16 protein-coding genes are annotated in these 12,799 nt (G+C 50.6%); all 16 read left to right on the top strand.

Annotation, left to right across the window (positions count from 1 at the left end; genetic code table 11):
• Window position 1: 1 nt before the first annotated feature.
• The 16 genes from fliG (at window position 2) to fliP (ending at window position 12,783) form a co-directional block, all read left to right on the top strand.
• On the top strand, window positions 2-1,015 hold the full coding sequence (gene fliG / locus ACFOLF_RS04700) for a flagellar motor switch protein FliG (protein WP_210041213.1): 1,014 nt from the start codon (window positions 2-4) through the stop codon (window positions 1,013-1,015).
• Window positions 1,008-1,832: a FliH/SctL family protein gene (locus ACFOLF_RS04695; protein WP_210041212.1), complete on the top strand. Its 825-nt coding sequence runs from the start codon at window positions 1,008-1,010 to the stop codon at window positions 1,830-1,832. The genes fliG and ACFOLF_RS04695 overlap by 8 nt, the downstream gene beginning before the upstream one ends.
• Window positions 1,822-3,147: a flagellar protein export ATPase FliI gene (gene fliI / locus ACFOLF_RS04690; RefSeq protein ID WP_210041209.1), complete on the top strand. Its 1,326-nt coding sequence runs from the start codon at window positions 1,822-1,824 to the stop codon at window positions 3,145-3,147. The genes ACFOLF_RS04695 and fliI overlap by 11 nt, the downstream gene beginning before the upstream one ends.
• A gap of 26 nt (window positions 3,148-3,173) precedes the next feature.
• Complete coding sequence (gene fliJ, locus ACFOLF_RS04685) at window positions 3,174-3,620, top strand: flagellar export protein FliJ (protein WP_210041207.1); 447 nt, start codon at window positions 3,174-3,176, stop codon at window positions 3,618-3,620.
• Window positions 3,621-3,673: 53 nt separating this feature from the next.
• Window positions 3,674-4,582 carry a MotE family protein gene (locus tag ACFOLF_RS04680; protein WP_210041206.1) on the top strand — a complete coding sequence of 303 codons (909 nt, stop codon included), beginning with the start codon at window positions 3,674-3,676 and terminating at the stop codon, window positions 4,580-4,582.
• Between the two features lie 46 nt (window positions 4,583-4,628).
• Complete coding sequence (locus ACFOLF_RS04675; RefSeq protein WP_210041204.1) at window positions 4,629-6,128, top strand: flagellar hook-length control protein FliK; 1,500 nt, start codon at window positions 4,629-4,631, stop codon at window positions 6,126-6,128.
• 49 nt (window positions 6,129-6,177) lie between these two features.
• Window positions 6,178-6,696: a flagellar hook capping FlgD N-terminal domain-containing protein gene (locus ACFOLF_RS04670; RefSeq protein ID WP_210041202.1), complete on the top strand. Its 519-nt coding sequence runs from the start codon at window positions 6,178-6,180 to the stop codon at window positions 6,694-6,696.
• Window positions 6,689-7,066, top strand: coding sequence for a TIGR02530 family flagellar biosynthesis protein (locus tag ACFOLF_RS04665; protein ID WP_210041200.1), 378 nt, complete (start codon window positions 6,689-6,691; stop codon window positions 7,064-7,066). The genes ACFOLF_RS04670 and ACFOLF_RS04665 overlap by 8 nt, the downstream gene beginning before the upstream one ends.
• 106 nt (window positions 7,067-7,172) lie before the next feature.
• The gene (flgG, locus tag ACFOLF_RS04660) at window positions 7,173-7,994 is read left to right on the top strand and encodes a flagellar basal body rod protein FlgG (protein WP_210041198.1); all 822 of its coding nucleotides are present in this window, start codon (window positions 7,173-7,175) and stop codon (window positions 7,992-7,994) included.
• 56 nt (window positions 7,995-8,050) lie between these two features.
• Window positions 8,051-8,278 (top strand): flagellar FlbD family protein, encoded by a 228-nt coding sequence (locus ACFOLF_RS04655; protein WP_210041196.1) that lies wholly within the window; start codon window positions 8,051-8,053, stop codon window positions 8,276-8,278.
• Complete coding sequence (locus tag ACFOLF_RS04650; RefSeq protein WP_210041194.1) at window positions 8,275-8,757, top strand: flagellar basal body-associated FliL family protein; 483 nt, start codon at window positions 8,275-8,277, stop codon at window positions 8,755-8,757. Before ACFOLF_RS04655 ends, ACFOLF_RS04650 begins: the two co-directional genes overlap by 4 nt.
• Before the next feature lie 42 nt (window positions 8,758-8,799).
• Complete coding sequence (gene fliM, locus ACFOLF_RS04645) at window positions 8,800-9,801, top strand: flagellar motor switch protein FliM (RefSeq protein ID WP_210041192.1); 1,002 nt, start codon at window positions 8,800-8,802, stop codon at window positions 9,799-9,801.
• Window positions 9,791-11,014, top strand: a complete 1,224-nt coding sequence (gene fliY, locus ACFOLF_RS04640) for a flagellar motor switch phosphatase FliY (protein ID WP_210041190.1) — start codon at window positions 9,791-9,793, stop codon at window positions 11,012-11,014. Before fliM ends, fliY begins: the two co-directional genes overlap by 11 nt.
• A gap of 35 nt (window positions 11,015-11,049) precedes the next feature.
• Window positions 11,050-11,412, top strand: a complete 363-nt coding sequence (locus tag ACFOLF_RS04635) for a response regulator (protein ID WP_188992526.1) — start codon at window positions 11,050-11,052, stop codon at window positions 11,410-11,412.
• A 61-nt stretch (window positions 11,413-11,473) separates the two neighbouring features.
• Complete coding sequence (locus tag ACFOLF_RS04630) at window positions 11,474-12,034, top strand: flagellar biosynthetic protein FliO (RefSeq protein WP_210041188.1); 561 nt, start codon at window positions 11,474-11,476, stop codon at window positions 12,032-12,034.
• Window positions 12,031-12,783 carry a flagellar type III secretion system pore protein FliP gene (gene fliP, locus ACFOLF_RS04625; protein ID WP_210041185.1) on the top strand — a complete coding sequence of 251 codons (753 nt, stop codon included), beginning with the start codon at window positions 12,031-12,033 and terminating at the stop codon, window positions 12,781-12,783. Before ACFOLF_RS04630 ends, fliP begins: the two co-directional genes overlap by 4 nt.
• The last annotated feature ends 16 nt before the right edge of the window (window positions 12,784-12,799 follow it).

The following is a 12,799-nucleotide window of genomic DNA, read 5'->3' as shown; positions in this document are numbered from 1 at the left end:
GGTGGCGAGAATATCACAAGGATTCAGTGGTCGACAAAAAGCAGCTATCTTGTTAATTTCACTAGGGCCTGAAGTATCCGCTCAAATTTTCAAGCATTTGAGGGACGAGGAGATCGAGCAGCTAACCCTTGAAATCGCCAATGTACGCAAGGTTGATACGGTTGACAAAGAAACCATTCTGGGCGAGTTTCATCAGATCTGTCTTGCCCAGGAATATATATCGCAAGGCGGTATCGCCTATGCCAGAGAAATTTTGGAGAAGGCGCTTGGCGAACAGAAGGCATCGGAGGTTATCGGCCGTCTGACAGCTACCTTGCAGGTGCGCCCATTTGATTTCGCCCGTAAAGCGGAGGCAAGTCAAATTCTCAATTTTATCCAGAATGAGAACGCCCAGACCATCGCACTCGTGCTTTCTTATTTGCAGGCGGAACAGTCCGCGCAAATCCTCTCTTCGCTTCCGCAGGAAAAACAGGCGGATGTGGCAAGGAGAGTTGCGCTGATGGACAGTACCTCGCCAGAGGTGATTTCACAGGTGGAACGCATACTGGAACAGAAGCTTTCAGCTACCGTTACTCAAGATTACACCAGTGCAGGTGGAATTGAATCAATTGTTCAAATATTAAATGGCGTCGATCGGGGTACGGAACGTACAATCCTTGATGCGCTGGAAATTCAGGATCCGGAGCTGGCCGAAGAAATCAAAAAAAGGATGTTCGTTTTCGAGGATATCGTCAATATCGACAACCGCTCGATTCAACGGATTATCCGGGATATCGAGAATGCCGATTTGCAGCTTGCGCTTAAAGTGGCAAGTGAAGAAGTTCGTGAAGCGATCTTCCAGAACATGTCCAAACGTATGGCGGAGACCTTCAAGGAAGAAATGGAATATATGGGACCTGTCAGACTGCGTGATGTTGAAGAGGCTCAGACCCGTATCGTAGCCACAATCCGCAGACTTGAAGAATCAGGAGAGATCATCATCGCGCGCGGCGGAGGAGATGACATCATTGTCTAAACTGTTCAAGTCCTCTGATGTCATTTCAGTTGAAGAGCTCAAACGGTTGGAATGGTACAACAAATATGCAGCCCGACAAGTAAATGCCGAGGAGCCGGCAGAGCCAGTGGCCGATGAAGAGACGATCTCCCTTCGCGATCAGATCCTGTCGGATGCCGAGGAATTTGCCAAACAGCGTATCGATGAATCAAGCCAGCAGATTGAAGCGATGTACCAGGAAGCCAATGATCAAATCGACGGCTGGTGGCTGGAGCGGCGCCTGCAGGATGAACAGCAGCTCGCTCAGATTCGGGAGGAAGGCTTCCGTCAGGGTCACAGTGAAGGCAAGGAACAGGCAGAGGAAGAGGTGCGGGCCCACTGGGAGTCGATGCTGACCGAAGCCAAGTCCATTCTGGATTCCGCTTATCAGACAAAGGAACAAATCATTCAGGAATCCGAGCCTTTCCTGGTAGAGCTGAGCGCCGCAATTGCCGAGAAAATCATTGCCAGGCAGCTGACGGTTTCCCCGGATTGGTCGCTGGAGCTGATTCGCAAGTCACTGGAGCGCAGAAGGGAACAGGGAGTCATTATTCTCTGTGTATCTCCCAAGCAACTGACCTTTGTACAGGCAGCGCGCGAGGAGCTAAGCCTGGCGATTGATTCGCAGGCGGAGCTGCAGATTGTGCCGGATGTGTCAGTCAAGGATTTTGGCTGCGTCATCCGCTCCGCATTCGGAAGCATCGACGCCAGAATCGATACCCAGCTATCCGAGATCAAGCGTGAGCTGATCCAGCTGACCCTGCAGGCAGAAGAGCGGGGGCAGGCTGATGAGAACTAAACAGTTGGATGCTTCAAAATATATTGAGCATATGAGATCAATCGATCCCGTACGCGTTAACGGAAAAGTGACGCAGGTTATTGGACTTACCGTTGAGTCGGAAGGCCCTGACGCCAGTATCGGCGATGTCTGTTATATTTATCCGGTAAAATCCGCCAAGCCTCTCAAAGCGGAGGTTGTAGGCTTTCGCAATAATAAAGTTATTCTGATGCCGCTTGGCGAGCTTCAGTCGATCGGTCCCGGCTGCGATGTGGTGGGTACGGGAAAACCGCTGACCGTGCAGGTTGGATCCGAATTGCTCGGAAGAGTGCTGGATGGACTGGGACAGCCTCTTGACGGTTCATTTGTTTCCAGCCGGATGCCGCATTATTCAACGCATAACATACCTAGTAATCCACTCAGCCGACCGCGTGTTCTGAATCCGCTCAGTATTGGCGTCCGCGCCATTGATGGACTGCTGACAATCGGACAAGGACAGCGTGTTGGTATTTTCGCGGGCTCGGGAGTTGGAAAAAGTACCCTGCTCGGGATGGTTGCCCGCAATACATCGGCTGACGTCAATGTCATCGCCCTGATCGGTGAACGTGGACGGGAAGTGCTCGAATTTATCGAGAAGGATCTCGGCCCGGAAGGACTTGCCCGGTCTGTTGTGATTGTTGCGACATCCGATCAACCGGCGCTTATCCGCATCAAGGGGGCATTGATTGCCACCACGATAGCCGAGTATTTTCGTGACCGGGGATTGAATGTGATGCTGATGATGGATTCGGTTACCCGTTACGCGATGGCACTGCGCGAAGTGGGGCTTGCCATCGGCGAACCGCCGGCCACACGAGGCTACACACCGTCTGTATTTGCGAATCTGCCCAAGCTTCTCGAGCGAGCAGGTACGGGGCCCAAGGGCTCCATTACCGCTTTCTACACCGTGCTGGTTGATGGTGATGATATGAACGAACCTATAGCGGATGCCGTTCGCGGCATTCTGGACGGTCATATCGTGCTCAGTCGGGATTTGGCCAACAAAGGACATTTTCCAGCCATTGATATTCTTTCATCGGTCAGCCGGGTCATGAAAGAAATTGTGCCCGAAGAGCAGCAGGACGCAGCGAATGAGATGAAACGATTAATGGCGATATATAAGGATTCGGAAGATCTGATCAATATTGGGGCGTACCAGCGCGGATCCAATATGGAAATCGACAAGGCAATTGATTCCAACGAGTCCATAAGAGCTTTTACCCGCCAGAAGACAGCGGAAAAAGTAGATTATCAGGAAGCGCAGGAGCGGCTGATTTCTGATTTCTACCCTAAATAACCGTACGCAGGAGATGATGATGGATAATGGCCAGCTTTCATTATGCTTATCAGAAAATCGTCGATCTTAAGGCCAGTGAAAAAACACAAGCGGAATGGCTGCTGTCGGCAGCAATCGGCAAACTGCAGGCGGAAGAGATGACGCTCGGGCAGTTGTTTCAGGAGAGGGCATCATGGAGTGAACGTCTGCATGATGCATCCAAGGCGGCTGTAGCTCTCTCGGAGCTGCTGCTTATGCAGCAGTATGTTGATTATGTGGATGCATGTATCGCGCGCAAGCAGATGGATGTCAAGCAGGCCCAAAGGCAAGTGGATGACAGCCGTACGGTGCTCAGCGGCAAGATGATGGATGAGAAGGTTTGGCAAAAATCCAAGGAACGGGCGCTTGACCGCTTTCGTTCGGTAATCCAGACAAAAGAGCAGAATGAACTCGATGAAATGGCGACAGTACGCTTCATAGCTGCGGCCCGATGATGAAAAATCCAGCTTGACGAATCGGGATATTAGTTCCCGAGGGAGGGGTAAACTTGGCGGATATTGAGAATGAAAAGCAAGGGTACAGCGGTTTTGAGAAGTTTATGTTTTTTGTTACCCCTATTTTATTTACGATTGTACTGCTTGGCGTACTGGTTACTTTGTTTGATTTCGATTTGCGGAATAAGGCGCTTGAGGCAGGTAATGCGATTCCCTTACTGAGAGACGTTCTCCCTGAGCCGTCGGTTGCCGGCGAGGAGAGCGACAAGAATCAGGAACAAACAATCAATACTAACAATACAGCCAAGATTGCCGAGCTGACGGCTTCGATTGCTGCGAAGGATGCATCGCTTAAACAGGCGGAAGAAGCCAAGACGAAACAGTCGCAGGAAATCAAGGATCTGCAGGCGGAGGTCGATCAGCTTAAGGCATCTAACTCGGCCAAGCAGCTGGACGATGAGCAGTATCAAAACAAAATCGTTGAGCTGGCAAGTATGTATGCAAAAATTACACCGAGCAAAGCGGCTCCGATTCTGGAAAGTATGACAATCGAAGAGGCTGTGCTCGTCCTGGATGCCATGCGTCCGGATGACCGTGTGAAAATTTTGGAGAAAATGACCCCGAAGGTCGCGGCTGATGCAACTGTCATGCTTAAGGATGGCAAGACCGCCAAGGACCGCCAGATTGCAGCGCTGCAGGCGCGCATCAAGCAGCAGGACACGGCCGCCACACAAACGGTAACTGTGCTGGACAAGGATCAGCTCAAGGCAACCTTCAACACCATGGACGCCAACAGCGCGGCAGATTTGCTGCTGAAAATGGCCGATGTAAGTCCGAGCAAGGTACTTCGCATTCTAAATACAGTGGATGACGCTGCACGATCCCGAATTGTCGCAGCCATGTCAGGCTTGAATAAAGATATTACTGCACAGCTTGTTTCGAAATTGATGACAGGCAAGTAGGGATATGCGCCTATCGAGGGCTTCTTGGAAAGGAGGTGAAATAAAAATGCAAATGCCTATTTCTCAAGCGGCACCCGGCGCATCTTCGGCACAGGCTGGCACGGCTTCAGCCAAGCAGTCCGGAAGCGATGCTTTTGTCCAAACCTTAGTCCAAACCATTACAGGCAGCAATGCCGGGACTTCGCAAGCCGCAGAAGGCGGAGTTTCCACTGGAAAAATGATGGATGCTGCCCAGCTGACTGCGCTGCTCGGCGAAAATGTTTCAGCGGCCGACTTGATCGCCGCCATTACAGAACTTCTGAAGAAGCTGGATTCCCTGGATGAGGAAGATGGAGATACGTCGGTATCCAAAGAGGATTTGACGGATGCGCTTAAGCAGGTTGAGGATTTGCTTGCCATGCTTGGTGCTGTTCCGCTCATCCCGCAGCCCGTTACTGATCCTGCTGCTGAGTCTGGCGGAACGGAGAATGAACAGCTTCCGACCACTGACTTACCAATCCAGGTCGATGTGGTCACAGGCTCAGCCACAGCCGCAGTTGTTCAGCCAACCCTCAATGTACTGTCTGCCGCTGCGGTCCAACCTTCTATACAGCCGCCGGTTGTTCCTGAAGTGGATAATAGCGAGGCGGTTGCTGTGCTTAAAGCCGGTCTTCAGGATGCCCTTGTTGATCTCCGATCCTTGCTTCAGCAGGGAAAAAACGGCAAAACAAATCGCGACCTGCTCGCGGCGGTAGGCCAACAGCTGACCGAGGTTGAGCAAAAACTGGACGGCAAGAAACAGACTGCTGCCCTGCCTCAGGCTTTTACGGGAATAAGCGAGGAAGTGCTTGATTCTCTTCGTCCCATATTAACGGCAGCACCGGCACCCAACGTACACTTGCAGCGGATGGCTCATCAATTGTTCCATGTTGGCGTATTGACGAACCATGCTTCTTCTGAGGAGAAGGTGCTGGCGGCGGAGGACCCTGGAGCGGCAATCGCGGAGGGCTTTGGAACGGAAACGCCGGTTGTTACAGCCAATCAGGAGCTGCAGCGTCAGATCCAAATGGCCAAACCGCTTCTCGTACAGCCCGTTCCGGTCCAGCAGTTTGCTGAAAACATGCAAAATCTGATCGTGAAGCAATTTCATGTTTCGTCGGCAGATGGTGTATCGGAAGCACGCATCTCCTTGTTTCCGGAGCATCTTGGACAAGTTGATGTGCGGATTACCGTCCAGAACGGTTTGTTGACTGCTATGTTTATGACGGATACGTCAGCAGCCAAGGATATGCTGGAGAACCAGATGGCTCAGCTGCGTGCTTCGCTGCTGACACAAGGTCTTCAAGTGGACAAGCTTGAGGTTTCGCAGAACACGGTTCAAACCAGTCTGTTCCAGGATCGTCAAGGGCAAAGCGGTAGAGACCAGCAGTCCGGCAAGCGCGGCAAGGGAAAAGATGACGCACTCGGCGGCATATCAAGCTTTGATACGGATTTGGAAGAATTGGCTGTTGATCAGGCTGTGGACCGTCACATGGGTCTGGGCCGTGGAATTCATGCAAGAGCGTAAGGATTACCCGGGTTTGCAAAATGCTTTAAGGAATGGAGGTGAAGCGAGAATGGCGAATGATGCGATCTCAACCAGCAATGTATGGCCTTACTACTCTTCCAGCAATGTGCAAAATGCTGCGGCCAAACCTAAAGACGACACACTTGGAAAAGATCAATTTTTACGTATTCTTCTCACTCAGCTGCAGAATCAAGATCCCATGCAGCCGCTTGAAGATAAAGATTTTATTGCTCAAATGGCACAGTTCTCATCCGTTGAGCAGCTCATGAGCATGTCAGGGGAATTAACCAAGCTCCGCCAGAATCTCGGGATGGCCTCGACGATGATCGGCAAGGAAGTTCAATGGTATGAGAATGGGGAGAACGGAGAGCTTGTTCCGAAGACCGGAATCGTAGACTCGATCATCGTCACCGAAGGCGTGCAGTATGCCAGAATAGGCGATCAAGATATCAACCTGGACAACATAGTTTCAATCACCAATGCCGGGGAACCTGCCGGTGAAGGCGATGAGCAGCCTGCAGAAAGTGGCGACCCAGCCGCCGAAGGTGGTGAGCCTGCCCATGAATGACCAGATAAAAATTGGTCATCTTAGCTTGTCCAATACGAATCCTGGCTTGCGCAAAACGCCGCCGCAGGAAAAGACGGCAGGAGCCGCATCGTTCAAGGATGTTCTGGACCGCAATGTTCTGAAGTTCAGCCATCACGCGCAGCAGCGGATGGAGCAGCGGGGGATCTCATTCAAGCCAGAAACGCTGACCAAAATCGTGAACGCGATTGACCAGGCTGCTACAAAAGGGGCCAAGGATTCATTGGTTGTTTATCGGGATATTGCCATGATCGTGAACATTCCAAGCCGAACGGTAGTCACTGCACTTGACGGCAGCTCGCTTCAGGGCAATGTATTTACCCAGATCGACAGCGCAGTAATTGTCTCATAAACGAAACGGCTGGACCTCATGGAGGAAGCCAATTAGCCGCTGATCGACGGAAGCGGCCGGATGGAATGGATTTCGAAACCAGAACGAATGAGGAGGCAAAACAAGCATGTTAAGATCGATGTATTCCGGAGTATCGGGTATGCGCGGATTTCAAACCAAGCTTGACGTTATCGGCAACAATATTGCCAATGTGAATACGGTCGGCTTTAAAGCCGGGCGCGTCATGTTCAAAGACATCCTGAGTCAATCAGTATCGGGTGTTACACGCCCTGAAGATGCGACTACAGGCGGAGTGAACGCCAAGCAGATTGGTCTGGGCGTTGCGATTGGCTCCATTGATACCATCCATACGCCGGGCAGTGCCATGACGACGAATGTTCCAACCGATGTGCGGATTGACGGAGACGGATTCTTTGTCGTTTCCCCTGACGACGGTACGACAAGGTACTTGACGAGGGCCGGTAATTTTACAGTGGATGCGCTTGGACAGCTTGTGAACGGTGACGGACTGTTCGTGCTGGACAGTGGCGGGGCTCAGATCGTTATGGATCCTGCAGCTGTAAAATCGTTCTCGATCGCGCAGGATGGTTCTGTCATTGGTGTGGCTCCTGATGGCACAAGTTCAGTCATTGCCCAGTTAGCTGCGATGAAAGTAGTCAATCCTTCAGGCCTTGAGAAGATCGGAGGCAGCTTGTATAAAGTGACGCAAAATGCCAACCCGGAGGGCGACGATCAGACGCTGACATTCCCTGGCGATCTTGAAGCGGGAACAGGAGCTCTCATAGCCGGACAGCTGGAAATGTCAAACGTTGACCTGACCTCCGAATTTACGGAGATGATCGTGGCGCAGCGCGGATTCCAGGCCAACTCGCGGATTATCACCACATCCGATGAAATTTTGCAAGAGGTAGTTAACTTAAAACGATAGGCAGGATGCCGTAGGGGAGACATTGATGTCTCCCTGACAGGTTAGGGAGGGAGCCCATGATTAACGTAACGCGTTTGAACGGAACACATTTTTATATTAACGCGCTTCTCATTGAAACGATCGAAGAGACACCGGATACCCTTATTACGCTAACAACGGGGAAAAAAATATTGGTTTTGGAGAAAGCGACTGAAGTGATTTCCTCCATGCAGGCTTATCTTCACTCTATCGGCGTCTATGCGGCGAACGTTAAGAGCGGACAAACGGAGGGACCTTTGACATGAAGAAAATGCTGCCCTGGTTAATTACGATTTTGCTCGCGATAACGCTTATCGCAGTTGTAGCTGTTATTTTATACAAATCTTTAATGGGCGGAGACGAGCCAAAAGACTCTGCTGCCAAAGCGGCAAGCAACGCGGATAGCGTGAAGGTGGAGAAGCTTAACGCCGACGAGCGGGTCGAAGTGACCAGCGAGCTGACCGATATCAAGACCAATCTATCCGAACCCGATTACATTGCTGTAATGGGTTTGGCTTTTCAGATGGACAAGAAATCAACCAAAGAAGATTTCGACAAAATAAAAGAAATCCAAATTCGTCCGATCATCATCCGTACACTATCAGACATGACGCCTGAGCAGATCAACGGCTCCAAGGGAAAAGACGAGCTGAGCTCCAAGCTGCTCAATCTGATTAATCCGGTGCTGCCAAAAGGCAAGCTTATAAAAGTGGAGATCACAAACTTTATCGTAACCAAACTCTAGCTATAAGGCTTAAAGAGCATTCCATTGAAGGGGGTGAAATAGTTGGTTGATGTTTTATCGCAGAACGAGATTGACGCGTTGCTTGCTGCTTTATCATCCGGAGAGATGGATGCGGAAGAACTGAAAAAGGAAGAGACGCAGAAGAAAATTCGCTCTTACGAATTTAAGCGTGCGGTCCGTTTTTCGAAGGATCATATCCGAAGCCTTACCCGGATACACGAGAACTTCGCGCGATATTTGACGACTTATTTCTCGGCACAGCTTCGTACGTTTGTGCAAATTAGTGTCGTCCAGGTGGAACAGCTGCCCTATGATGAGTTTATCCGCTCCATTCCGAAGATGACGATCCTGAATATCTTCGAAGCAGAGCCGCTTGAAGGCCGGATGGTTATGGAGGTTCACCCCAATGTTGCGTATGCGATGCTGGACCGGATGCTCGGAGGTCAGGGTGTCGCCCCATCCAAGATCAATGCGCTGACAGAGATCGAAACCATTATCATGGAGCGGATTTTCAGCCGTACCTTTGAGAGCCTTCAGGAAGCATGGAAGACGATTGTCGATATATCGCCAAGGCTGGAAGCGCTGGAAACCAACCCGCAATTCATGCAAATCGTTTCTCCCAATGAAACGATCGCTCTGATTTCATTGAGTACGAAGATTGGCGATACGACGGGGATGATTAATCTGTGCATACCTCATGTTGTCATCGAACCGATTATGCCGAGACTCTCTGTCCATCATTGGTTTGTATCACAGAAGAAAACACGTGCTCCGGAAGAGGTAGAAGTGCTGAAGCAGCGGGTCAGCAAAGCAAAGCTGCCGATTGTGGCCGAGCTTGGTCAATCCAGTATTTCGATCCGTGAGTTTCTGGGTCTTGCGGTAGGAGACGTTATCGCATTGAATAAACCGATCGGTCAGGGACTGGATCTGAAGGTCGGCGATAAATTGAAATTTATCGGCAGTCCGGGTTCAGTCAAAGATCGCTTGGCTGTGCAAATCGATGAAGTGGTCAGTGAGGGAGTGGAGGACGACTATGACGAGTAAAGATTATTTATCACAAGAAGAAATTGATGCCCTGCTGCGTCAATCCTCCGATATGCCGGACATGCCGGATTCAAAGGGGAACCAGCTGGAACTTAACCAGTATTTGAATGCCATGGAGCAGGATGCCCTCGGGGAAATCGGCAATATCACCTTCGGAAGCGCGGCTACTGCGTTATCCACATTGCTCGGCAAGAAAGTTGATATTACAACACCGGAGGTTTCGATCATTACGCGCACCCAGCTTGATGAAGAGTTTCCGAAACCGCATGTTGCCGTTTCCGTTCATTATGTGGATGGCTTTCAAGGGATCAACTCGCTTGTCATTAAAACCAAGGATGCGCAAATCATCGCGGATCTGATGCTTGGCGGTGATGGGAATCCGGCGGAGGAAGCTTTGAACGAGATACATATCAGTGCCGTACAGGAAGCCATGAACCAGATGATGGGATCGTCAGCGACATCCATGTCCACGATTTTTAATCGGTTTGTCAATATCTCGCCTCCGGGCATTGATATTTTGAACATTTCCAACGGTGAAGGGGTGGATCAGCTCCCGCCTGATGATACCTTCATTAAAATTGCATTCCGTTTGACGATTGGCGATCTGATCGACTCTACTATTATGCAGCTTCTGCCTATTCCGTTCGCCAAGGAAATGGTTGATACGCTTATGGGAGGCGTTGGCGATCCGGCTCCGGTTGCCGCATCGACAGCCCCTGCAGCCCCTGCAGCTTATTCAGAGCCGCCGAGACAGCCAGCCTATGCTGCAGCCCCGGAAGTGCCGCAAGCACCAATGGCACCGCCTGCTGCGAATGTTCCTCCAATGCCGCCGCAGTACGCTGCACCACAGCAAAATGGACCGCAAACCTACGGTGGAATGCCGAATCGGAACGTTAACGTACAGCCTGTGCAGTTCGCGAATTTTCAGGGTGCGAATTACGTTCAGCCGGATGATTCAAACTTAAATTTATTGCTCGACATTCCGCTTAAAGTCACAGTAGAATTAGGTAGAACTCAAAAGCAAATTAAGGATATTCTTGAGTTGTCGCAGGGTTCGATCATTGAGTTGGACAAGCTTGCAGGAGAGCCGGTCGACATTCTGGTCAATAACAAATTGATCGCCAAAGGCGAGGTTGTCGTTATCGATGAGAATTTTGGCGTCCGGGTCACTGATATCGTCAGCCAATGGGATCGTATTGCAAAGCTTCAATAACATCCAGTTGCACAAACAATTAGGGGGAACAAACGATGGCAAACCGCATTTTGATCGTAGACGACGCTGCGTTCATGAGAATGATGATCCGCGACATTTTAACGAAGAATGGCTACGAGGTAGTCGGAGAAGCGCAGGACGGTTCACAGGCAATTGAGAAATACAAGGAATTAAAGCCCGACCTGATTACGATGGATATAACGATGCCCGAAATGGACGGTATTGTGGCACTGAAAGAAATCAAGAAAATCGATGGCAATGCCAAAGTTATTATGTGCTCCGCCATGGGGCAGCAGGCTATGGTTATCGACGCCATTCAAGCGGGAGCCAAGGATTTTATTGTTAAGCCGTTCCAAGCTGACCGGGTAATAGAAGCCATCAAGAAAACGCTCGGTTAGTTTGCTTATGAAACAAATTAGCGGGTTAAGGCTTGCGGGATTTGCAGCGGGCGGATGGATAATGACGGCAAAGGTATCAGCAGCGGCGGCAGTAAATGATGAGATGCCTGGGGATATTGCCGGACCCGGCATTGGTTACCTGATATGGGTTATTGTCGCTCTTGCCCTGGTAATCGGCCTGATTGTCCTTCTGATCAAGTGGCTTTCCAACAAGAACCGGGGTTGGGGAAGCAACCGGGCTCTTCGTTCATTAGGCGGAATTCCGCTGGGCCAGAACAAGTCACTGCAGGTGGTTGAACTATCCGGCCGCGTTTATGTTGTTGGTGTGGCTGACAGCATTACGCTGCTTGATAAAATAGATGATCCCGAAGCCGCAATGGCCATATTGGATGCGATTGAGCTGCAGAATGGGCGCCAGTGGAATTCCCCATCCGTCACGGATTTCCTGAACCGTTTCCGGAACCGGAGGGAGTCTTCCGGGCCATCGGACGAACCTTGGCAAGCAGCATCCTCATTTCAGGATTTGCTCCAGAGCAAGATGAAGCGTCAATCGGATCAGAAGCAAAAGGTGGAAGATCTGCTTAAAGAGCAAAATCATAATGATCGGTTGTTGGATGAATGAACAAAAAAATCATACTATCGTTTTTTGCAATCCAGTTGATGGCGCTTTTGTTTCGATCTCACGCCTTTGCCGAGCCTTTGCCCAACATCAGTCTGGATATCGGCGACGGCGGGGAGAGTCCGGGAACAAGCGCGATCTCGCTGCTGCTGATCATTACCGTGCTCAGTGTGGCGCCGGCTATACTTGTTCTGATGACCAGCTTTACACGGATTGTTATTGTGCTGGGATTTGTCCGTACCTCACTCGGTACGCAGCAGATGCCGCCCAATCAGGTTTTAATCGGGTTGGCCATGTTCCTCACCTTTTTTATCATGGCCCCGACGCTGGGGCAAGTGAATGATGTGGCCCTGCAGCCTTACCTGAAGGGAGAACTGACGCAGACCGAGGCGCTCTCCCAAGCGGCAGTACCGATGAAAAAATTTATGTTTAACCAGACACGGGAGAAAGATCTGCTCCTGTTTATGGATTATACCAAGACCGCGAAGCCTGAAACCTATGAGGACATCCCGATTACGGTTATCATTCCGGCCTATGCCTTGAGCGAGCTGCGTACGGCGTTTCAAATGGGATTTATGATTTTTATTCCGTTTCTGATCATCGACATGGTTGTGGCCAGTACGCTGATGGCAATGGGGATGATGATGCTTCCGCCGGTCATGATTTCACTCCCGTTCAAGATCCTGCTGTTCGTTCTTGTCGATGGATGGTATCTGATTGTCAGGTCGCTGCTGCTAAGTTTCAACACGTAATGCCTGTCAGGGAAGG

Origin of the sequence: Paenibacillus sepulcri (genome assembly GCF_042647105.1) — a bacterium.
GTDB classification, from domain to species: domain Bacteria; phylum Bacillota; class Bacilli; order Paenibacillales; family Paenibacillaceae; genus Paenibacillus_Z; species Paenibacillus_Z sepulcri.
Note: the sequence above shows the minus strand (reverse complement) of the source record. Positions and strands in the feature narration are given on the sequence as shown.